This window comes from Microbacterium horticulturae (assembly GCF_029094505.1).
In the GTDB taxonomy this organism is placed as follows: Bacteria; Actinomycetota; Actinomycetes; order Actinomycetales; family Microbacteriaceae; genus Microbacterium; species Microbacterium horticulturae.
On record NZ_CP119108.1, the window covers coordinates 1,290,311 to 1,310,576 of the forward strand.

Below are 20,266 nucleotides of genomic sequence, written 5' to 3' on the forward strand. Positions count from 1 at the left end.
CCGGTCGCTGAGCCAGGCGGCGAGTCGAAGCGGCCCCTCAGCCGCGATCCATTCCCACCACGCTGCGCAGCGTATCGATGAAGACATCTTCGGCGGTGCGCCCGGCGGCGAAGTACTCGCGGATCGCCTGGGTCGCTGTCGGCATACGCCGTTCGAGTTCGGCGAGGTCGGGCGGCGCAGCGGTCGGGGTCGGAGCCTGTTCGTCTAGCACGTATCCCACGGTGAAGCGCTCGGCGGCGAGCACGCGAATGCGGGCGTCGGCGAGGGGCACGCCACGCGCGACGAGTGCGGCCATGGCCGCGTCGGAGAACTCGGCGCGACCGAGCGAGTCGCGCGAACCGGCTACGACGCGCGCGCCGTCGCGGTGCGCGCGCAGGGCGTCGCGAAGGGCGGTGGATGCCGCGAACAGCCACTGCCGGTCGTTCGTCGCCGGTGCTATCTGGGGAAGGGCACGTAGCGCCGGCGCCATGATGCGGTCGGCCAGCACGACCTGGAGATCCTCCTTGTCGCGGACATGCCAGTACAGCGTGGAGGCCGTCACGCCCGCACGCCGGGCCAGGGCGCGCATGGTCACCGCGTCGAGCCCATCGGCGTCGAGGAGCGCGAGAGCCGCGTCCACCACGGCATCCCGCGTCAGTGCCACGTCGGCCCCCGCTTTCGCACTCGAACAGTGTGAGATACTGTATCTCTCGAACGGTGTTCGAGAGGGACAGGAGACAGACATGAAGGCAGCAGTCGTCGATCACCGCGGGGGAGTTCCCGAGTACCGCGACGTGGATGATCCGAACCCGGTCGAGGGTCAGGCCCTGCTGCGCGTCGAGGCGGTGCCTGTCGAGAACGTCGACCGCGCGATCGTCGCGGGCACGCACTACACGGCCGCACCGTTCCAGGCCGCGTTGCCCGCCGTGCCGTGTTTCGACGGCGTCGGGCGTACCGCCGACGGCACGCTCGTCGGCTTCGGTGGGATCGAGCCGCCGCACGGTGCACTCGCCGAGTACGTCGTCGTGCCCGAGGGGCACTGGGCGCCGATTCCCGACGGCATCGAGCCGTCGACGGCGGCAACGCTCGCTACCGCGATCACCGGGATGAGCATGAAGACCGCGGCCGGCCTGCAGCCGGGTGAGACGGTGCTCGTACAGGGAGCCACCGGCGTCGCCGGTCGCCTCGCCGTGCAGATCGCACGGCTTCTCGGCGCGGGGCGCATCGTGGCGACGGGGCGGGATGCCGCGGCCCTGGCTTCCCTCGCCGACCTCGGTGCCGACGCGGTCATCGACACGAGCGTGTCTGACGATGATCTCGTCCGCGCGTACCGCGATGCGGCGGGCGACGGCTACGACGTCGTCGTCGACTTTCTCTGGGGGCGTCCGACGCGCATGCTCTGCGAGGCGCTCATCCCCGAGACGTTCGCTATCGGCAAGCCCGTGCGGCTCGTGCAGGTGGGCGAAGCGGCCGGTGACGCGTTCGAGCTGCCTGCGCGGGCGGTGCGCACTTCGGGGCTGGAGATCTACGGAGCCGCGCGCAACCTGATGGCGGGCATGGCCGACGCGTACGCGCAGGTCGTGGAGTGGGTGCGCAGCGGCGAACTCGTCATAGATGTCACGACCATGCCACTGAGCCGAATCGCCGAGGCCTGGCAGCGCACCGACCTGCGCGGCTCACGCCTCGTGATCGTGCCTGACTGACTTTCCGGCCGTTGAGCGAGCCGAAACGCCGCGACCCGCAGCATCCCTACTCCGAATACACCCCGCGCTCGAACGCCGCCACGCCCTCCTCGGCGATCGGGTCGAAGAAGGGCAGCAGCTGCGTCGCCCACACTGCGGCGACGCCTGAGGTGCGGTCGATCCAGTAGAAGACGTTCGCCAGCCCCGCCCAGGTGAGCGAGCCCGCCCGGCGCCCGCCGGGCACGTCGTCGTCATTACGCAGAAACGAGTATGCCCAGCTCTTGCGTGCGCCCGGAAAGAAGTCGGCCTCGCGCGTGAGCGCGGGGATCGCCGACGGCAGGGGAGTGACGACGACTCCGGGCGCGCCCTGCGTCGCCCAGGCAAGGGTTTCGGGGTGCAGCACGCGGCCTCCGGGCGCCGAGCCGTCGCCGAGCCACACGCGCAGCAGCGCAAGCAGATCGGGCACGGTCGAGAACAGTCCTTGTCCACCCATGTCGAGCTCGGGGGTATCGGGCGGTGACACCTTGGTCGCGACCACCGAGCCATCGCGCTGGTGGCGATACACCGGTGACAGTCGCGAGCGCATCTCGGCGGTGACGTCGAACGACGTCGACGTCATACCGCAGGGGGCATAGATCCGCTCGGCGAAGACGTCTTCGAGCCGCTGCCCGCGCACGGCGGCGATGATCAGGCCCATCCAGTCCATCGATGTGCCGTACGTCCAGCGTTCGCCGGGGTCGTGCAGCAGCGGCGTCTGGATCGAGTCCCAGAGGGGAGTGGAGGAGGGATGCCGCATCCGCTCCCGCCCGAGCACGGCGTAGCGCTTGTCGAACATGTCGTAGGCGAGCCCCGAGGTGTGCAACAGCAGCATGCGCGGGGTGATGTCGCGCGTCGGCGGCCGGGTGCGCACGGTGCCGTCGTCGCCGAGGTCTTCGAGCACCTGCAGCGCGGCGATCTCCGGCACGTACTCGCGCGCGGGCGCATCGAGGTCGATCAGTCCGTCTTCGACGCATTGCAGCGCAGCGGTCGCGGTGAACGCCTTGGTAGCCGAGTAAAGCGCGATCACCGTGTCGGTGGTGGCGCCGGTGGCGTGCAGGTATTGCGTCGCCGCGGCATCTGTGACGCCGGCGATGACGAGGGGAGCGCCCGCCTCGACGGCTGCGTCGACGGCGGTGTCGAGTTCGGTTTCACGCACGTGTCCACTCTGCCACGCGCTTGACACTGAACATGAGATGCCTCTAATGTTTCCTGTGTGGGGACTGTGTCCGCGCGGGGCCCGACAGCCATGTCCGGGTCCTGCGCGAGATGCACTGAACGCGGCTCTCGTGCGGCGTAGTCTGGCCTTCCCGAGATCCCGGAAGGACACCTGATGCCCGCACCCGCGCTCGTCATCTCGCTGGTGCTGGTGGGGCTGTTCGGCTTCGCGGTCGGTTCACTCGTCAACGTCGTCGTGACGCGCGTGCCCGCGGGGGTTGTGGCTCCGGCCTTCCCTGTGCGGTTCCGGCTCGTCGAGCTCTCAACCGCGGTCGTCTTTGTCGGCGTGACGGCATGGGTCCTCCTCACCGACGTTGCCTCTGGCGGACCGGCGACGGATCTCGCGGTGAGTGACTGGGCCGCGGCATCCCTCGTCCTCGTGGCGTTTCTGTACCTCGCTGCCGTGAGCATCGCGCTGGTGCTGATTGATATCGATGTGCATCGACTGCCCAATGCGATCGTGATGCCGTCGTACCCCGTCGGACTTGCGTTGCTCGGCGGTGCGGCGGCCCTTCGCGGCGACGGTGCGGCCGTGGCGCGCATGCTCATCGGCGGAGGCGTGCTGTACCTCTTCTACGTGATGCTGCGCCTGATTCAGCCGAGAGGCATGGGCGGCGGCGACGTGAAGCTCGCCGGCGTGCTCGGAATGTACTTGGGATGGGTCGGATGGGTGCCGCTCATCGTCGGCGCGCTGTCTGCATTCGTGATCGGCGGGCTCGTGAGCGTTGTGCTGATGGCGGCGGGGCGTGCACATCGGCGAACGACGATTGCGTTCGGCCCCTTCATGCTCGTCGGGTCATGGGCGGGGCTGACGGTCGGCCCTGTCATCGCACAGTGGTATCTCGGCCTGTCGTCGTCATGAATTCATGTGGCGTCACGCCCTCTGCGGGGCCACCTGGCGGATCGTCGCGACGTTGTTATCTGATCGTTGCCTGAGCGTTTGCCGCAAAATATGAGTGTGTTCTAATCTTCATGTGTGGGGACTGCATCACGCGGGGCCCGTCCCAATCGGGCCCCGCGTGTGTGCCCGTGAGGCTCTGACTCACAGGCGCTGAGCGCTATTGTGCTGGAACGAGCACCCAGGTCAGTCCCGTCAGGTTCATCGAGGCGTCATCGGGTCCGGTGTAACGGCTCTCGCTGATCGTGACGATCCGTGGCGAATCCTGCAGGTTGCCGACGAACTTCTCGAGGTCGGCCCGCGAGCCATTCACCGCCATGGTGAGCGGTACTTCGACGAGGGCGCCCGCGGACGGCAGCCCGACCGTGACACCCGTGGGGGCAGCGTATGCCGAGGCATCGGAGAACGTCAGGGTCCGGATGGTGACGTCCGCTGCCTTGGCGGCGGCATCGAACTGATTGATGAGCGCCTGCTGCGAGCGAGAGGCCGGAATCGCCTTCTCAAGAGCGGCGAGCTGACGCTTGTCGTCGCCGAGGTGTTCGTTGTCTGCGCGCAACGCTGCGTTCTTGATCTGCTGCACGTCGTTGAGCTGAGCGATCGACGCCGTCTGTGCCTCGGCGGTTGAAATCCGGTCCAGCTGGGGTTGCACGCCGAGAAACCAGCCGCCCGCGAGAACGCCGACAGCGAGCGCGGCGATGACGATGAGACTGAGGCGGAATTTGTCCATGTCGTCACTCTCCGGTTTCGGTCGTGTCGGCCGCGGTGTCACTGCTGCTGGTGTCGTCTGCGGCGGCGCCTGCGCCCGTGGCCGCATCTTCGAGCTGTTGGTGCAGCTCGGTGAGCGTGTCAGCGTCGAGGGCCTTGGCGCGTGCCGTGCCTCCGAGTGCCTCAGCGTTCAGCTGCACGACTCCGTTGATGACGTAACCGTCCTGATCGGTTGCCGCTACTGCGTTGACGGTCGCGCTGACGTGGCCGGTGAGCTTCTGCAAGGCGTTCAGCAGAGGCGTTGGTGAGTCGAAGGCGTCGGCGGTCGCTGTGAACGAGATCTCGATGACGCCAGGTGCGTCCAGCCCGGCCGCGTCTGATGTGTCTGCGCCTGTCGCCGACACGCCCTTCACCGTGATCTGCTCACTGGTGAGGGTGATTGCACCTGGCAGGACGTCGTCGAGCTCCGTCATCAGGCGCGACCAGTCCGCCTCTGAGAAGAGGGCCGCGGTCTCGGCGCTCTCGTAGTCTTGGAGCTTCGACTTCACGGTCGAGACCTCGGCGTACTTGCTCTGTTCCAACTTGAGCATCTGGCTGCGCTGCTGCTCCGCAGTGAGCGCGGCCTCGGCATCCGACGCGGAGAACGACACCGCGAAGCCGACGGCCGCTGAGATGAGGACGAGGCCGACGAGGCCCAGTGCAAGCAGCCGGATCGTCTTGCGCTGCCTGCGTCGCACCTCGACGATGGGCGGTAGCAGGTCGACGCGCGCGATGAGGGATGCTGGAGCCGCCAGGATCCGGGTCATCTCGGTTTCGGGTGCCGTCGTTGCGCGTTCCGCCACTTCGCGCTCCACTGCTTCGGGCTCCGTCCCGTGCTGGGCCGCTGCGCGTCGGCGTCGCTGTCGCCTGTCGGTCAGTTCGGCGGTCACTTCTTGCCCCCCTTCTTCGCGCTCTTCGTCGCGCCGCTCTTCGGGCCCTTCGCCGCGCCGGCCTTCGCGCTCTTCGCCGCGGGCGTCGCCGCGGCTCGCGCCCCGATCGTGACGCCCAAAGGCGCTGCGAGTTCGAGAGCCCACCGGTCGAGGTCTGCGCCGCGCACCGCGCGACCGACCGTGAACGCCGACATCGTGTCTCCGTATTCGACAGCGACACCCAGCGCACGCGTCAGCACGGCGGCGAGACCGTTCAGCCGGCTTCCGCCACCGGTGAGCACCGCGCTGGAGACGGGATGCTCCGGGTGAGCGTGGCCCCAGAAGTTCAACGTGTTGCGGATGCTGTCGATCAGGCTCGCTGCGCTCTCGCGCAACACCGCCTCAGCCTCGACGTCTCGGGCGGCGACCGCACCGCCTCGCAAGCCCCGCTCCTTCTTGTCGGACTCTGCCTCTGCGAAGCTGATGCCGAGAGCGCGTCCGATGCTGCGGGTAGCGTCGTCTCCGCCGCTGGCGACGATGCGCGCGAACTGCGGAGTCGTGCCCGTCGAGATGACGACCGTGGTGGTCGATGCTCCGACGTTGATGATCGCCTGCGCGCCGCGCTGTGGTGCCGGAAGCAGACGCCGCAATGCGAAACCCGAGAAGTCGATGGCGTCGACATAGCGGCCCGACCTCTCCACGGCGTTCACGGTGGACTCTAGGCTGCTGCGCACGGTGGCCACGAGAAGGCCTTCTTCGTACGGCTCGCCCTTGATGCTGACCTCCCGCAGTGGAAGGAAGTCGAGAATCGCGTCGTCGAGGTCGATCGGCACCTGCCCCTCGACGGCGAACCGGAGCGCACTCTTGCGGCGCGGGCCGTTCGGTTTCGGCAGCGTGACCTCGCGCACGACGATCTTGCGATTGCTGATGCCGAACACGACCTTCTTGGTGGTGAACTTGCCTGCTTTCCACAGTCGATTGAGCGCATCGGCGCCCCGACGCTGATCGAGGATCTCACCGTCGAAAACGGTCCCGTCGGGAACCTCCACCGAGGCGAACCGGCTGATCTTCGGACGGGACGTATACGGCGAGTCGACCTGTACGCCGCGCAGTCCGCCGCGGCTGAGGTCGATAGCGACTACTGCTGCCATGGTTCCTCCGTGTGTGTCATGCGAGTCCGGTCGCGGTGAGGTAGACGTTGGCCAGCGTGGGCCCGGCCAGGATGCCGACCCACGAGCCGATCAGCATGAACGGCCCGAACGGAATGCGCGAGCGGCGCCCCGCCCGGCGGGTGAGCATCAGCACAACGCCGACGATCCCGCCGATGACGAACGCGCTGAAGCCGCCCACGATCAACTGCGACCAGCCGAACCAGCCCAGCAGCATTCCGAGTGCGCCGGCGAGTTTGACGTCGCCGAGACCCATTCCGCCGCGATAGCCGAGCGCAAGCAGGATGTAGAGACCCCCGAGGGCGACGAGTCCGATAGCGGCAGTGAGCAGTCTGCCGAAGTCGCCGGTGAGAGCGGATGCCGCGGCCAGCAATACTGCGGTCACCGGATAGGCGGCCAGGGTGATGACGTCTGGCAGCTTCTGGTGGTCGAGGTCGATCAGCGCGAGCGCGATGCTGATTGCGACCCAGTAAAGGAGGAGCGGCACGATGGCGACGGGATAGGCGCCGAGGGCGGCAGCCCAGGCGACGGCTGCAAAGGCCAGGGCCGTGGCGAGCTCCACCGCCGGATATCGCAGCGAGATCGGCGCGGAGCATCCGCGGCAGCGTCCGCGCAACAGCAGGTAGGAGAAGACCGGCACGTTGTCATAGGCGGCGATCGGCTGATCGCACTGCGGGCAGGCGCTCGCGGGCCGCACGATGCTGAGCCCGCGCGGCACGCGCCAGATGACGACGTTGAGGAACGAGCCGATCAACGCCCCGAAGATGCCCATCGCCATCACGATGAACCAGACCGGAACGCCCATCATCGTGCCGACCCATCGGCCGCCCACACGGCTGCGGTCTCGACCCACGAGGTGACGCCGTAGGTCGTGGTCACCGGGTTGAGAAACTTCGGGGGAGCCTTGTACTTGAACCGCTCGTCATAGACGTAGTTCTTCGCGAAGCCGGTGACGATTCCCCAGGAGTTGCCAGTGCCGACCGGGCCGCGGTACCGCTGTGCGATCGCCCCTCTCACAGTCAACGTCCCACGCTTCGTGTCTTTGTCGTAGTTCTGCACCTGGAAGGTGTGGGCAACGGAGAGGATAGCCGCTTCGATCGTGCGGCCGTCGTCACTCCGGTCGAGGAGCCTGCCGGAGCTGTTGACCGGGTTATATACCCATACCGCGTTGTTGCCGACGAGTCCGAGGATGTCGTCCTGCTCATCGGCGTAGGTCAGGTCGCCCACGATGAAGACGTAGTTCTCCGCGGCGATCGTAGCGGCGCCGTCGAACTGTCCTTTCACAAAGACATCGCCCGCACGACAGTCATAGGTAGTGCTCGTCGGAGCGGCTTCCGTGGTCGAGGTGGAAGACGTTTTCACCGGGTATCCGGCCGGGTACCGTCCCGTGCCGAATGTCCAACCGCGTCCGCTGCTCGACCCGCTGCTCGTGCAGGTGAAATCGGTGGGGTTCGCGCTCGCATTCCAATAGTTCACGTCGGTGCCGACAGCGGGCACATTCTGCACATACATCACGTTGTTTTCGGGCACGGTGATCGTGGCGCCGTCCGGCGATTGGAGAGCCGCGATCGCACCGCATTCTGCCGGCGTCGAGCCGGTGGTGGCATTTGCATTGCCGATGCGGGTGTATTTCGTGAACGGCGACTTGATGTTGACCGTTCCGTTCGAGAAGAACGTGAACTGCGTGGGCCCTGTGTACAGGCACCCCGGGCGCGGCACGTCATCTTCTGTCAGATCGGTTCGAGTCTCCTTCTTCAGCTGGGAGTTGGTGGCGGGCATTCCGATGACCCCGCCGCTGTAGGTCGGGTATCCCGCCAGAGCAAAGTGGGCCGCGGCGCAGGTCGACCCGCTTGCGTCTTTGTTCAGGTAGTAGGGGGCGGTGGGCTTGGCAGTGGTGACCGTGCCGTTGAACTCCGAGCCACAGGCGCGGATGGTGTCGTTCGAGTGCACGGGGCCGTTGCTTTCGTCGCTGCCTCCGAATGAGATTTCGTTGCAGTTGCCGCTGCGGCCTTCCCAGGCGTACTTCAGAGCGCCCGCGCTGTTGTAGCAGCTCGAATCGGTTCTGCTTGCAATGCTCGGGTCTTGCACTTCGTAGTCGGTGAAGTAGAGAAAGTCGATGAACCCCTGCTGCTTGAGGTCCGCGATAACGGTGCGGGTGGCGTTTCCGACCTTCCCGGTCGACCGGATGCGGATGCGGCCGGTCGTGGGGTACAACGAGTTGTCCACTTCGTAGCGGAACTGCGCGTCTCCGGCGCTGCCGGGCACGGTCGCCCAGCTCCCGCCGGCTCCGACACCGAAGGCGGGGTTCGCAATCGGTGGAGGAGAAAGCGTGCTGCCGGTGCTGAAGCCCGACGCAGAATTGCCGTAGCGGTAGTAGCTGGTGTCGTCGGAGAGGCGGCTCTGGTACTCGTCCACACCGGCGTATGCCGCTGCCAGGGCGGCGTTCCAGTCGGAGTCGGCGTGGGCTTGTCTCATGCCGTTGATCGAGAGGCCGACCAACAGGGTCATGAGCATGGTGAGCACGGCCGCCACAGCCAGCACGATGAGCAGTGCCGCGCCATCTTCGCCCTTGTGATCGTGCATCACGGCCATGTCAGTGGACCTCCACGCGTGCGACGCCCAGGTTGGGCAGGCCGACCATGTTCTGGATCTCGACGGGATCCACGCGGCCGCTGCCGTCGCCCTGCACCCGCATGGTGACCTGCACGCTGGCGATATTGCGGATCTGGTCGGTGGTGAGGCTTCCGTTCGAAGGCGGCACGAGCTGGTCTCCGGCGGCGGTGTAGTACCGGAACACCGGGTTGTCGGCGTCGGGCGGCAGCAATGACCGCGCGATGAGACGGCGGTAGTCGCTCGTGGTTTGGAACGCCCAATAGGTGGTGTGCACGTGGTACGCGGCCCAGCGGGTCTCGACGAGCTCGTTGTTCGCGTTTCGGGCGAACTCGACCTTGACTGGTGGCGGGTCGTCCGAAGTCCCAGCGTCGATGAAGGCGTTCACGGTGGCCTTTTCGGTCCCCGCGTATACGAAGACGGGGTCGTTCACCGGGTTGCTCCACTGCGGGATCTCCGTGCCGGCGCGGATGATGCGTGTCACTTCATTCATCGATGTCGAGGCGAGGCGGCTGTTGCCGACCGCGCCACGCTGATCGCTGAACGTGCGCGCCGTGTTCACAAACATGGAGACGACGAGCGTGAGCAGGATGGCGAACACGCCCATGGCGACGACGAGCTCGATGAGCGTCATCCCGTCTTGTCCGCGGTCCGGGACTCGGCGGCGCACTGCGCGGATCATTCTGTGGCCCGCGGGTCCAGCACGATGACTCCGTTCGCAGCGCTGCCGCCGGTCCGGACTGTGAAGTTGCCGCTTCTGATCAGCGTCTCCTTCGAACCAACTGCCTTCCCTCGATACAGCTCCCATGTTCCGTAGGGCAGTGCGATGGTGGCCGAGTTCGAACTTATGACGTCCTCGAAGGAGTAGGCCATGCCCTTCTGACACCCAGGATCGCCGTCACCGGTTCCGACATATACAGCGGTCAAGTAGTTATCACGGCCCCTCCGGTCGCCGCTGTTGGCAGATGAGAATGAGACGACGCCCATCGGCACGCTGACGTCGACCGTGCTGCCGGGGATTCCCCCGACCGGCGCGGGGCGGGCGCCGACAGTCCCGTCTGCAGCGATCCATTGGCTTGGGTCGGGGGCTAGGCAGCTGGGTACCGAAGAATCGGCGCCCGATTCGACGTACGCGCCGGCGATCACGCTGTAGCCCGAAGAGAAGGGGTAGAGCAGGTATGACTGCGGAGTATTGCTGGACGTGGCCGTCAACGAGAAGTTGCCGTACGTCGACAGGAAGGTGGTGGTCAGGTTCTTCGGGATGTCCGGATCGTTCGACGCATCAGGAGCATATGAAGCCATGAAGGTCGCAGCCTGGTCCATCGCGAAGCTGATGCGGGACGAACTGCCCGCGGTCACGGGGACCGTGGCGGTGGGCGATTCCGTCTGTAAGCCGTTGGAGAAGGCGATATACCCCGACTTGGAGGCCGTAACCGTGTACGTGTCGGCGGGGACCTTGAGCAGGTAGGCGCAACCGTCGCTGTCAGTCGCGACGGAGGCGACACCGTTGGACGGCGACAAGCTGACGGTCGCACCGCTGACCGCGGTGCCAGCGGCATTTACGACACCGACGAGCACGGTGCCCAAGGTGGGGTTGTTGATCTTGGTCTTCGGAGTGATGGCGGTGTCGCTTCGGACCGGCTGCGCGCCGTCGCGCATGTTGTCCCAGGTCACCTCGACCGTCACCTGCTTGTACGAGAGGGAACCCGATGCCTCGCCCGCTTCGCAACTGGCGGTGCTGCCGCTGTCGGTGACCCACGATGTTTTCACTGAGACGTGGAACGTGTCGCCGTTGAGTGAAATCGGGTCCAGCGTGTGGTTGTTCACGCTGAAGACGCTGGCAGCAGATCGAGCGAGGTCGATCTGCTGCGCGGCGAGATTGGCGGCCACCACCCGCGCTCGAGTGTCGCGGGTGGTGACCAGGCTCGCAGTGACCGTGTAGAGGAAGCCGGTCATGACGATCGCGAAGATGAGCATGGCGACGACCACCTCGACGAGGGTGAAGCCCTCGTCGAGGGCGGAATCGTTCATGTTCACGTGCGCAATTTCTTCTTAGTTACGGCGAGCTTGCGGGCTTTGCTCGCACACGAAGTGCGTGAGCAAATGCACCGGGGACCTCAGCCGACTAGTCCTTTTTAGTCGTCCAATCGCCCAGCCCACCGGTCGCACTGTCGTAGGTGACCGAATCCTCACTGATGTTCTTGTTGCTGCCGGTGATCGTGTACGTGTTTGGATCATCGGTTTTGGCGGCGATCGTCAGCTTGTTGCCGTCGGACACGGTGATCGTTCCGACGGTGGCGGCGGTGGCGTCGTCGCTGCCCTTCGTAATGGAGAGCGTCGCACCAGAGAAGTCATCCGACGAGGGCAGCGTTAGCCCGGTGAGCGAGCCGTTGTTCTCAGTCATCGCAGATTCGATCGCCAGGGCGGCGTTTGTCACGTCGCTTTCGACTGACGACTTCCATGCGCCCGTGCGCATGTTCAGGAAGACGGGGATGGCGACGGCGGCGAGGATGCCGATGATGATGACGACGACGAGCAGCTCGATCAGGGTGAAGCCCTGTTCGCCGTTCTTTCGCTTCGTCAGCGCCTGAGAGACAGCTTTGATCATTGTTGTTCCTTTACTGGGGGTGGGAACTTCGGGTGTGGATTCGCGCGACGCGAGCGTCGGCTCAGCTGAAGCTATCAGCGCACCGAAAACATGAGAAGGCTCTCATGTAACGAATATGAAACGATTCTCATAATCCGCCCGGGCTGCATGAGTTACATCGACTGGATGGTCTGGAAGACCATGAACATTGGCATGTAGAGCGCGACGATCATGAAGCCCAGCAGCCCGCCCATGAAAACGATCATGAGAGGCTCGAGCATCGCAGTTAGTTGCGAACTCATCTGCTCGACCTCGTCGTCGTAGAAGGCGGCCGTCTTGTCGAGCATGCTGTCGATTGCGCCCGACTCCTCGCCGATCCCCACCATCTGGATGAGCATCTCGGGGAACAGCCCGACCTCGGCAAGCGACTCGGCGATCGGTCGGCCTTGACGCACGCCCTCCTGCACGGCATGCAGGGATGACGAAATCACCTGGTTACCGCTGGTGGCGCCCACGATCGCAAGGGACTGCAGAATCGGTACGCCTGAGGCCAACATCGTGGCGAAGTTGCGCGTGAAGCGCGTGAGCGCGATCTTCGTGTTGAGCTTGCCGAACACCGGCAGCTTGAGCTTGAGCGGGTCGACAACTCGCCGCACCGCCTCGGTGTGCTTGTTGCGGCCCCACCACACAGCGAACGCGACGCCGATGACCACGATGATCGGCCCGGCGATGGGCATGGCATGTGAGAGATCGACGAGAAACTGCGTCACCGCCGGCAGCTTGCCGCCGAGGTCTTTGAACATCTTGTCGAACACAGGCACGATGAAGATCAGCATGGCCGCGACAGCCAGCAGGGCGATGATCAGCACGACGACCGGGTAGGTCAGCGCCGACTTCACCTTGCTGCGCAGCTTGGTCTCGGACTCGAAGTTGTCGGCCACCATCACCAGCGAGCGATCGAGGAAGCCGCCCGTCTCGCCGGCCCGCACCAGGTGCACCATGATCGGCGGAATGATGCGGGGGAACTCCTCCAGCGCCACCGATAGCGCCGTGCCGCCCTCGACCTTGGCCGAGATCTCCTCGATGGTGCGACGCAGCTTCGCGTTGTCGGTCTGCGACTGCACGATCGTCAGCGCACGCAGAATCGAAACGCCGGCGCTCACCATCGTCGCAAGCTGCCGGGTGAGGATGGCGAGGTCTTTCAGCGAGGGGCCGCGCTCCAGCCCGGGAATCGTGATCTCCTGCTGCAGTCCGGTGCCCGCACCCTTCTGCGTGACGGAGTCGGGAACGATGCCGCGCGCTCGAAGCTGCTGGACAGCCTGACTCTCGCTCGGCGCCTCCAATACCCCCTTCACCCGCTTGCCACGCAGATCGCTGCCCTTGTACGCCCACTGGGGAGTCTTCGTCGCTGTCGCCATGATCACAGGCCTCCGGACATGCCACCGGCGACCTGGCGCATGCCCTCGGGCACGACGGCGTCGACGGCATCGCCTGCCAGACCGCGGTTGCGCACGAGCTGGTCGAACTCGGTGACGTCCTGCGCGAGTTCGGCAGCCTTGGCGTACTCGATCTCGCCCGCGAGCACGAGCCGGGCGAGATCCTGATCGAGGGTGTGCATGCCGATGGCGTTGCCGGACTGCAGGGCCGTGCGCAGCTGGTGCGTCTTACCGGCGCGGATCATCGCCTGGATCGCGGGGGTCGAGAACATCACCTCCGTGGCGACGGCGCGGCCCTTGCCGCTGGAACGGCGGATCAGCGTCTGCACGACCACAGCCTTGAGCGTGGCGGCAAGCTGCGTGCGCACCTGCGCCTGCTGATGTGAGGGATACACGTCGATGACGCGGTCGATGGTCTGGCCGGCGTCCTGCGTGTGCAGGGTCGCGAACACCAGGTGCCCGGTCTCTGCGGCCGTAAGCGCGGTCGAGATGGTCTCGAGGTCGCGCATCTCGCCGACGAGGATGACATCGGGGTCCTGCCGCAGGGCGTGCTTGAGGGCGTCTGCGAAGCCGTGCGTGTCGGCACCGACCTCACGCTGATTGATGATCCCGCGCTTGTGATGATGCAGAAACTCGATTGGGTCTTCAACGGTAATAATGTGCGAAGCGCGCGACGCGTTGGCCTTGTCGATGATCGCGGCCAGGGTGGTCGACTTACCTGATCCGGTGGGCCCGCACACCAGCACGAGTCCACGCGGCAGATTCGCGAGATCGACCAACTCGGGAGGCAGGCCGAGCTGTGCCACCGACTTGATCTCGGTCGGGATGATGCGCAGCGCTGCCCCCATTCCGCGCTGGTCCTGGAAGATGTTGACGCGGAAGCGCGCGATGTCGCCGACGGCGTATGCGAGGTCGAGCTCAAGCTCGCGCTCGAAGATCTGCAGCTGGTCGGCCGGGACGAAGCCCTTGATCACCCGGCGGATGCGGTCGCGGCTCCAGATGGTCGTTCCCGCGACCGACTGGAGATGCCCGTCGATGCGCACGACGGGAGTCGACTCGGCCACGAGATGGAGGTCGGAGGCCCCCAGATCGAGCACCGCCTTGATCGACGCGATGAACTCGGGGTCGACCTCGGGGTTCTGAGCGCGGAGCAGTGCGGGGATTTCTCCCGACCGCGCAGCCGGCGTCGTGGGCTGCGCGGGCTCACGCCGTGCGCGGCGTTGGCTGGCTCCCGCGGGTTGGGTTGCGCCCACCGCCGTCGGGCCGGTTGGCACTCCGGTCGAGGGGGAAGCGCCCGGTGGGGGAGAGGACGGAAGGGTCACCCCGGGCAGACCGTTCAACAGCGAACGCAGCTCGGTGTCGTCTTCGTGTCCGTGCAGCAGCTCGTCGAAGCGGGAACCGCTCCGGGTGGGGGCGTAGCCATCCTCGGCTGTCACTGTCTTCGCCTTTCATCGTGTGCCCCACCGGCGGTGGGGGCGATCGCCGTCGACCCTCAGACCGTGACCCGTAGGATCTCGTCGACGGATGTCTCCCCCAGAAGTACTTTTGCCCAGCCGTCCATCCGCAGCCGCGTCATACCCGACGCCTCGGCGTGCGCGGTGATCTCGGCTGTGGGCGCGTTCGTCACGGCGAGGCGTTCGATCTCGTCGTCGATCGCCATCACCTCGTGCAGCGCGATGCGCCCGCGGTAGCCGGTGCCGGAGCATTGCGGACAGCCCACCGGCCGGAAGGCCGTGGGCGGATCCCCGTCGACCGGCAGGCCGAGGATGCGCAGTTCCGTCTCGGTGACGATCGATTCGGCCTTGCAGCGGTGGCACAGGCGCCGTGCGAGTCGCTGCGCGACCACGGCGTCGAGCGCGGACCCCACCAAGAACGGTTCGACGCCCATCTCGATGAGACGGGTGACGGCGCTGGGAGCATCGTTGGTGTGCAGTGTCGAGAGCACGAGGTGTCCGGTGAGCGACGACTCGATCGCGATCTTCGCTGTCTCCTCGTCGCGGATCTCGCCGAGCAGGATGACATCGGGGTCCGATCGCAGGATCGATCGCAGTGCGGCGGCGAACGTCAGCCCCGCCTTCGGGTTCACCTGCACCTGGTTGACGCCCGCCATGCGGTATTCGACCGGGTCTTCAACGGTGATGACGTTCACGGAGGGCGTCGAGATGGCCGCCAGGGTCGTGTAGAGGGTCGTGGATTTACCCGAGCCGGTCGGACCCGTCACCAGGATCATGCCGTACGGCTTCGAGAAGCTGGACTGGAACACCTGCATGTTCCGGTCGAGCATTCCGAGGTCTTCGAGCTTGAGACTCGCCACCGGGGCATCGAGGACGCGGGCCACCACCTTCTCGCCCCACACGGTGGGCAGCGAGGCCACGCGCAGATCGACGTTTCGTCCGCCGTGCACGATCGAGATGCGTCCGTCCTGAGGCTTCCGCCGCTCGCCGATGTCGAGGTCTGCCATGACCTTCAATCGACTGATCACTCCCGGGATCATTGACCGCGGCACGTTCTGGACGGTCGTGAGCACGCCGTCGATTCGGTACCGCACCCTCAGGTCGTCGCGCCCCGGTTCGATGTGGATGTCGGACGCCCGATCCTGGATCGCCTGACTGATGATCAGGTTGACGAATCGGATGATCGGCGCCTCGTCGTCCGCGGCGGTCGCCACGTCCTGGGCCCAGAGGTCCTTTTCGCCGTCTCCTGCTTCGAATGCGGAGGTGAGCTCCTGGAGCTCCGAGTCGGCGCGTCGGTAGCGGTCGATCGCGGCGATGATCGCGTCGCGCTCCGCCACCACGGGGATGATGGATGTGCCGACGACGGCGGCGATGTCATCGAGGACGATGACGTTCTCAGGCTCGGCGACGGCGACCATGACCCGCTCGCCGACCCTCGAGATCGGCAGAACCGCCTGGCGTCGGCACATCTGCTCGGGAATGAGATCGACGGCCGCCGGATCGACGGAGAACTCGCTGAGGTCGACGTAGGCGAGGCCCAGCCGCCCCGCGAGCGCGACGGCCGCCTCACGCGGTGTCAGGGGTTCTGGGGCGGGCTCAAGGTCCGCCACGGTCGGGTCTTCGAGGTCATCGGCACCGAACTCATCGTCGTCGAGCGGCCCGGTGGCGCTCGCGATGAGCTCATCCTTCGCCTGGTCGGGGCTGCCGATGTACTCGTCCAGCCAGCCGAACGGGTCGTCGTCGTACTGCGACTGCGCAGCCACCTGGTCGGACTCCGCGGCGGTCATGACCTCGTCTGAGACACCCTCGTTGCCACGTGGGTCGATCTCGAAGAGCGGGTCTTTGCTTCCTCCCGTGCCTTCGAGCTCGATGACCGGGGTAGCGATCGGGAGGGCAATGGTCGGGGCGTTCTCTTCGTCCGCGGGCTCCAAGGTGTCAAGCTCAGAGACGGGCTCCGGCTCAGGCTCAGGCTCTGCCTCCGGCTCCCGCTCCGGCTCAGAAGGGTCGTGTGCTGACTGTGAGTCCGGCGTCAGGACTGGCAGCTCTGTGCCGGGTAGCACGGGGGAGCTGTCGGTCCGTGACGCCGGACGACGGAAGACGTCTTCGTCGAGCAGGCTGGGGCGGTCTTGCAGCAGGGACCGCCAGATCATCCCCCCGGCCGAACTGTCGTCAGGCGCGCTCAGGTCGATCCCGGATGCGCGTGACGGTGTCTGCGATATGCCGACCGACGAGTCGAGCATGTTCTCGAGCCGTGTCTCTCGCCGCGTCGGGCGACGAAACTGCTCCATGCTTCTCCCCTCGGTCCCCAGGTTGCTCGGAGCGCCGGTTATGTCGTACTTTTGTACGCCCACTCGGAATGTGAAGCAGGCGTGCGGGATGCAGCACTGCCTCACGATGCGAACGCGTGATGGTGCGTGTCGCCGAGCGGGTTTCGAGGCGCTGGAACAGGTTGATTCTTCCGTTCCTCCTATCATGAGAGAGTTCTCATGTTGTTGTCAATGTGGAGAGTGTGAAAGGTGTGCCGCACTCGCGCCTTCGGTACATCTCGCGTGGGGACGCCAGCTGACAGGTATCGTGAAAAAGGTGCGTGAACTGGTCAGAAAGATCACCGCCTGGGCGCTGTCGCTGAGGCTCGTGCGAACGTACCTGCACTACAGCGAGCGGCACGGCCCGATGCTCGCCGACGCGATCACGTATCGCGCTCTGTTCAGCGTGTTCGCGGCCGTTCTGCTCGGCTTCAGCCTCGCGGGCGCCTGGTTGGCGGGCAACCCTGACGCGATGGACCGCCTGACCGAGACCGTCGGCGACGTCATCCCCGGGCTGCTCGGCGACGACGGACTCATCAAACCCAGCGCGATCACCGCCCCCGGCGCCCTCACCGTCGCCGGCATCGTCGCCGTGATCGGTTTGGTGGGCGCCGCGCTCGGCGCCATCACCTCGACCCGCACCGCATTGCGCACGATCGCCGATCGCACCCACGACGATGTGTTCTTCGTCTGGGTGCTGTTGCGCAACATCGGCGTCGCCCTGGCGATCGCGGTCGGCATCATCCTGTCGGCCGCGGCGACGTTCGCCGTCGGCATGATCGCCGATCTGGTGCGGGATGCCGTGGGCGAATCGATAGCACCGCTTGCGGCCTTCGGCACCCAGGCGGCGGCGGTGCTCGTGATCTTCCTGTTCGATGCCGTCATCGTCGTGGTCGTCTTCCTGGCGCTGTCGGGTGTGAAGCCGACGCCCGGCGCGCTGATCGGCGGAGCGGTGTTCGGCGGCATCGGCCTCACGGTGCTGCAGCAGCTGTCATCGCTGTTCGTGCGGGGCGCGTCATCCAACCCCCTGCTCGCGTCGTTCGCGTCCCTGATTGCGCTGCTGCTGTGGATGAACCTCTCCGCGCAGGTGCTCCTGCTGGCGTCGTCGTACATCGTCGTCACCCTCGCCGAGAAGGCGGATCGCGTGCGTGCCCGGTATGGTGCCCCGACGATGGCGCATCGCCGGGTGCAGCAGGCCGAGAACGCCGTCGCCCTCGCGATCGACGAGCTCGACCGGGCGCGTGCCGCCGAGCACAAGTCAGACGAGCACAAGTCCGACGACCAGAAGTCCGACGAGAAGGATTCAGGCGGCGCCGACTGAGCGCACGTGCGCGTGCAGCGCCTCGAGCGTCGCCGCCACCGCCGTCGTGCGCGGGCCATCGCGCACCACGGCCCAGTACGACAGCGGATGCGCATACGCCTCGCGCAGCACGGGGACGAGCCGTTCGTCGCGATCTGCGAGAAAGTCGGGCAGCACGCCGACACCGGCTCCGGCAGCCGTGGCCTCGACGTGGGCGAACACGCTCGTCGAGCGGATCGACGGGGGAGAAGCCGGCAGCCGCTGCGCGGCGCGGTCGAGATCGTCGACCTGCAGCGACGACTCGACGTAGTAGATGAGGGGATGCCGCGACAGCTCGTCGATCGCAGTGGGAAGGCCACGGCGCTCGAGGTAGTCGGCGCTCGCGTACAGGCGCAGCGAATAGTCGCAGACCGGGGTCGCGTACGCACGGTGCACCTGGGGTCGCCCCACGACGATCTCGAGGTCGACGCCCGAGCGGTTCTGCCGCACGCGCTGCGTGGCGGCCAGCAGCTCGACCGCCAGCGTCGGGTGGTCGCGGTGCAGCCGTGACACCGCCGGCACGAGGAAGGCCGAGGTGAACGCCTCGGGTGCGGCGATGCGCACCATGCCCTGCACCGGGTCGCCACCGGTGTCGGTGCCCAGGGCGCGCAGCGACTCCTCGATGCTCTCGGCGGCGGCCATCGCCCGCCGGCCCAGGGGAGTGACCTCCCACCCGCCCGAGGTGCGCACGAGCGTGCGCCCACCCATCGCCGCCTCGAGGGCCGCGATGCGGCGCGACACCGTCGAGTGATTCAGGCCCAGCACCTCGGCGGCGGCCGTGTACCGGCCGAGCCGGGCCACTGCCAGAAAGGTCATCAGGGCCTCGGGCTGCAGGGGACGGGGCATTCCCCAAGTGTGCATCCACGCACACGGAGCGTGCAACAATCCCGCCGAGATGTGCGTTGATCTGCAGTGTGGGACGTGCCTATCCTGGCCACGACACGTCGTCGTCGAGGACGCCGTGCGACACCTTCGAGGAGGCAGGATGTCGACGATCGCCTGGATCGGACTGGGGCACATGGGCGCCCCGATGAGTGGAAACCTCGTCGCCGCGGGGCATACCGTGCGCGGTTACGACATCTCGCCGGCGTGCGTCGAAGCCGCCGCCGCCCGTGGCGTGACCGCGGTCGCGTCGGCCGCCGAGGCGCTGGAAGGCGCCGACGCCTGCTTCACCTCGCTGCCGATGCCCGCGCATGTGCGCAGCGTCTACGACGGGCCCGACGGCATCTGGGCCCACGCCTCGACCGACACGCTGCTGCTGGACACATCGACGGTCGACGTCGAGACTTCGCGCTGGTGCCATGACGAGTCGACGGCCCGGGGCTTCACGTTCGTCGACAGCCCCGTCTCCGGCGGCACCGCCGGCGCCGAGGCGCACTCACTCGCGTTCATGCTCGGCGGCGCACCCGCCGACCTCGAGCGGGCGAAGGCGTTCGTCGAGCCGATGGCCGGCGCGGTCATCCTGTGCGGCGAGGCCACCGCCGGCATCGCCTCGAAGCTCGTCAACAACATGATGCTGTTCGTCTCGGCCCTCGGCGTCGCCGAGGGCTCGCAGCTGGCCGAGCAGCTCGGGCTCGACCCGAAGGTGTTCTGGAGCGTCGCCAACGCCGCATCGGGGCAGTCGTGGCCACAGCGCACCTGGTACCCGGTGCCGGGCGTGGTGACCACCGGGTCGGCCGACAAGAACTTCGACGCCACGTTCTCGCTCGACCTCGCCCGCAAAGACTGTTCGCTCGCCCTGCAGGCCGGCGCTGCTGCGGGCCTGCACCTGCCGGCCGCCGAGCTCGCCCTCTCGCAGTTCGAGCAGCTCGTCGGCGAGGGCCTGGGCGCCAAAGACACCATGCTCATCACCAAGCTCGTCACGGCCGACGGCTCGCTGCGCGGCTACGACCCGTCGCTCGACGGTCGTTGAGCGAGCGAAGCGCGTTGAAACGAAGAA

Annotated in this window: 18 protein-coding genes; 4 read left to right on the plus strand and 14 right to left on the minus strand. The window is 66.6% G+C overall.

The window, feature by feature from the left end; translation table 11 throughout:
* Nucleotides 1–37: 37 nt before the first annotated feature.
* A complete protein-coding gene (locus PU630_RS06065; protein ID WP_275279434.1) occupies nucleotides 38–643 on the minus strand; it encodes a TetR family transcriptional regulator in 606 nt (201 codons plus the stop codon).
* Nucleotides 644–722: 79 nt separating this feature from the next.
* On the opposite strand from PU630_RS06065, the gene PU630_RS06070 reads away from it, so the two are divergent.
* Nucleotides 723–1,682, plus strand: coding sequence for a quinone oxidoreductase family protein (locus PU630_RS06070; protein ID WP_275279435.1), 960 nt, complete (start codon nucleotides 723–725; stop codon nucleotides 1,680–1,682).
* A gap of 46 nt (nucleotides 1,683–1,728) precedes the next feature.
* On the opposite strand, the gene PU630_RS06075 is transcribed toward PU630_RS06070, so the two are convergent.
* The gene (locus tag PU630_RS06075; RefSeq protein WP_275279436.1) at nucleotides 1,729–2,856 is read right to left on the minus strand and encodes a serine hydrolase domain-containing protein; all 1,128 of its coding nucleotides are present in this window, start codon (nucleotides 2,854–2,856) and stop codon (nucleotides 1,729–1,731) included.
* Nucleotides 2,857–3,030: 174 nt separating this feature from the next.
* Here PU630_RS06075 and PU630_RS06080 point away from each other — a divergent pair, with 174 nt between their 5' ends.
* Nucleotides 3,031–3,777 (plus strand): prepilin peptidase, encoded by a 747-nt coding sequence (locus PU630_RS06080; protein WP_275279437.1) that lies wholly within the window; start codon nucleotides 3,031–3,033, stop codon nucleotides 3,775–3,777.
* A gap of 196 nt (nucleotides 3,778–3,973) precedes the next feature.
* On the opposite strand, the gene PU630_RS06085 is transcribed toward PU630_RS06080, so the two are convergent.
* From PU630_RS06085 to PU630_RS06135, 11 genes are all read right to left on the minus strand, one after another.
* Entirely contained in the window at nucleotides 3,974–4,540 is a 567-nt protein-coding gene (locus tag PU630_RS06085; RefSeq protein WP_275279438.1) for a type 4a pilus biogenesis protein PilO, read from the minus strand.
* Nucleotides 4,541–4,544: 4 nt separating this feature from the next.
* The gene (locus PU630_RS06090) at nucleotides 4,545–5,447 is read right to left on the minus strand and encodes a hypothetical protein (protein ID WP_275279439.1); all 903 of its coding nucleotides are present in this window, start codon (nucleotides 5,445–5,447) and stop codon (nucleotides 4,545–4,547) included.
* A complete protein-coding gene (gene pilM, locus PU630_RS06095; protein WP_275279441.1) occupies nucleotides 5,444–6,577 on the minus strand; it encodes a pilus assembly protein PilM in 1,134 nt (377 codons plus the stop codon). The genes PU630_RS06090 and pilM overlap by 4 nt, the downstream gene beginning before the upstream one ends.
* A 16-nt stretch (nucleotides 6,578–6,593) precedes the next feature.
* Nucleotides 6,594–7,403, minus strand: coding sequence for a prepilin peptidase (locus PU630_RS06100; RefSeq protein WP_275279443.1), 810 nt, complete (start codon nucleotides 7,401–7,403; stop codon nucleotides 6,594–6,596).
* Entirely contained in the window at nucleotides 7,400–9,187 is a 1,788-nt protein-coding gene (locus PU630_RS06105) for a hypothetical protein (protein ID WP_275279444.1), read from the minus strand. Before PU630_RS06105 ends, PU630_RS06100 begins: the two co-directional genes overlap by 4 nt.
* A 1-nt stretch (nucleotide 9,188) precedes the next feature.
* On the minus strand, nucleotides 9,189–9,839 hold the full coding sequence (locus PU630_RS06110) for a PilW family protein (protein WP_275279445.1): 651 nt from the start codon (nucleotides 9,837–9,839) through the stop codon (nucleotides 9,189–9,191).
* A gap of 44 nt (nucleotides 9,840–9,883) precedes the next feature.
* Entirely contained in the window at nucleotides 9,884–11,194 is a 1,311-nt protein-coding gene (locus PU630_RS06115; protein ID WP_275279446.1) for a carboxypeptidase-like regulatory domain-containing protein, read from the minus strand.
* Nucleotides 11,195–11,330: 136 nt separating this feature from the next.
* Nucleotides 11,331–11,813: a type IV pilin protein gene (locus PU630_RS06120; protein ID WP_275279447.1), complete on the minus strand. Its 483-nt coding sequence runs from the start codon at nucleotides 11,811–11,813 to the stop codon at nucleotides 11,331–11,333.
* 152 nt (nucleotides 11,814–11,965) lie between these two features.
* Nucleotides 11,966–13,210 carry a type II secretion system F family protein gene (locus PU630_RS06125; RefSeq protein ID WP_275279448.1) on the minus strand — a complete coding sequence of 415 codons (1,245 nt, stop codon included), beginning with the start codon at nucleotides 13,208–13,210 and terminating at the stop codon, nucleotides 11,966–11,968.
* Between the two features lie 2 nt (nucleotides 13,211–13,212).
* Nucleotides 13,213–14,664: a type IV pilus twitching motility protein PilT gene (locus PU630_RS06130; protein WP_275279449.1), complete on the minus strand. Its 1,452-nt coding sequence runs from the start codon at nucleotides 14,662–14,664 to the stop codon at nucleotides 13,213–13,215.
* Nucleotides 14,665–14,720: 56 nt separating this feature from the next.
* Nucleotides 14,721–16,613, minus strand: a complete 1,893-nt coding sequence (locus tag PU630_RS06135) for a GspE/PulE family protein (protein WP_275279450.1) — start codon at nucleotides 16,611–16,613, stop codon at nucleotides 14,721–14,723.
* Nucleotides 16,614–17,265: 652 nt separating this feature from the next.
* Here PU630_RS06135 and PU630_RS06140 point away from each other — a divergent pair.
* Nucleotides 17,266–18,309, plus strand: coding sequence for a YihY/virulence factor BrkB family protein (locus PU630_RS06140; RefSeq protein ID WP_275279451.1), 1,044 nt, complete (start codon nucleotides 17,266–17,268; stop codon nucleotides 18,307–18,309).
* On the opposite strand, the gene PU630_RS06145 is transcribed toward PU630_RS06140, so the two are convergent.
* Nucleotides 18,292–19,173: a LysR family transcriptional regulator gene (locus PU630_RS06145; RefSeq protein ID WP_275279452.1), complete on the minus strand. Its 882-nt coding sequence runs from the start codon at nucleotides 19,171–19,173 to the stop codon at nucleotides 18,292–18,294. The genes PU630_RS06140 and PU630_RS06145 overlap by 18 nt on opposite strands.
* Nucleotides 19,174–19,312: 139 nt before the next feature.
* Between PU630_RS06145 and PU630_RS06150 the strand changes: the two genes are divergently transcribed.
* Complete coding sequence (locus PU630_RS06150; protein ID WP_275279453.1) at nucleotides 19,313–20,239, plus strand: NAD(P)-dependent oxidoreductase; 927 nt, start codon at nucleotides 19,313–19,315, stop codon at nucleotides 20,237–20,239.
* Nucleotides 20,240–20,266: the final 27 nt, after the last annotated feature.

Excerpts from the sequence above, each read along its gene's own strand:
- PU630_RS06070 (WP_275279435.1), top strand. The coding sequence starts at position 723 with ATGAAGGCAGCAGTCGTCGATCACCGCGGGGGAGTTCCCGAGTACCGC.
- PU630_RS06080 (WP_275279437.1), top strand. The coding sequence starts at position 3,031 with ATGCCCGCACCCGCGCTCGTCATCTCGCTGGTGCTGGTGGGGCTGTTC.
- PU630_RS06085 (WP_275279438.1), bottom strand. The coding sequence starts at position 4,540 with ATGGACAAATTCCGCCTCAGTCTCATCGTCATCGCCGCGCTCGCTGTC.
- pilM (WP_275279441.1), bottom strand. The coding sequence starts at position 6,577 with ATGGCAGCAGTAGTCGCTATCGACCTCAGCCGCGGCGGACTGCGCGGC.
- PU630_RS06100 (WP_275279443.1), bottom strand. The coding sequence starts at position 7,403 with ATGATGGGCGTTCCGGTCTGGTTCATCGTGATGGCGATGGGCATCTTC.
- PU630_RS06105 (WP_275279444.1), bottom strand. The coding sequence starts at position 9,187 with ATGGCCGTGATGCACGATCACAAGGGCGAAGATGGCGCGGCACTGCTC.
- PU630_RS06110 (WP_275279445.1), bottom strand. The coding sequence starts at position 9,839 with ATGACGCTCATCGAGCTCGTCGTCGCCATGGGCGTGTTCGCCATCCTG.
- PU630_RS06120 (WP_275279447.1), bottom strand. The coding sequence starts at position 11,813 with ATGATCAAAGCTGTCTCTCAGGCGCTGACGAAGCGAAAGAACGGCGAA.
- PU630_RS06125 (WP_275279448.1), bottom strand. The coding sequence starts at position 13,210 with ATGGCGACAGCGACGAAGACTCCCCAGTGGGCGTACAAGGGCAGCGAT.
- PU630_RS06145 (WP_275279452.1), bottom strand. The coding sequence starts at position 19,173 with ATGCCCCGTCCCCTGCAGCCCGAGGCCCTGATGACCTTTCTGGCAGTG.
- PU630_RS06150 (WP_275279453.1), top strand. The coding sequence starts at position 19,313 with ATGTCGACGATCGCCTGGATCGGACTGGGGCACATGGGCGCCCCGATG.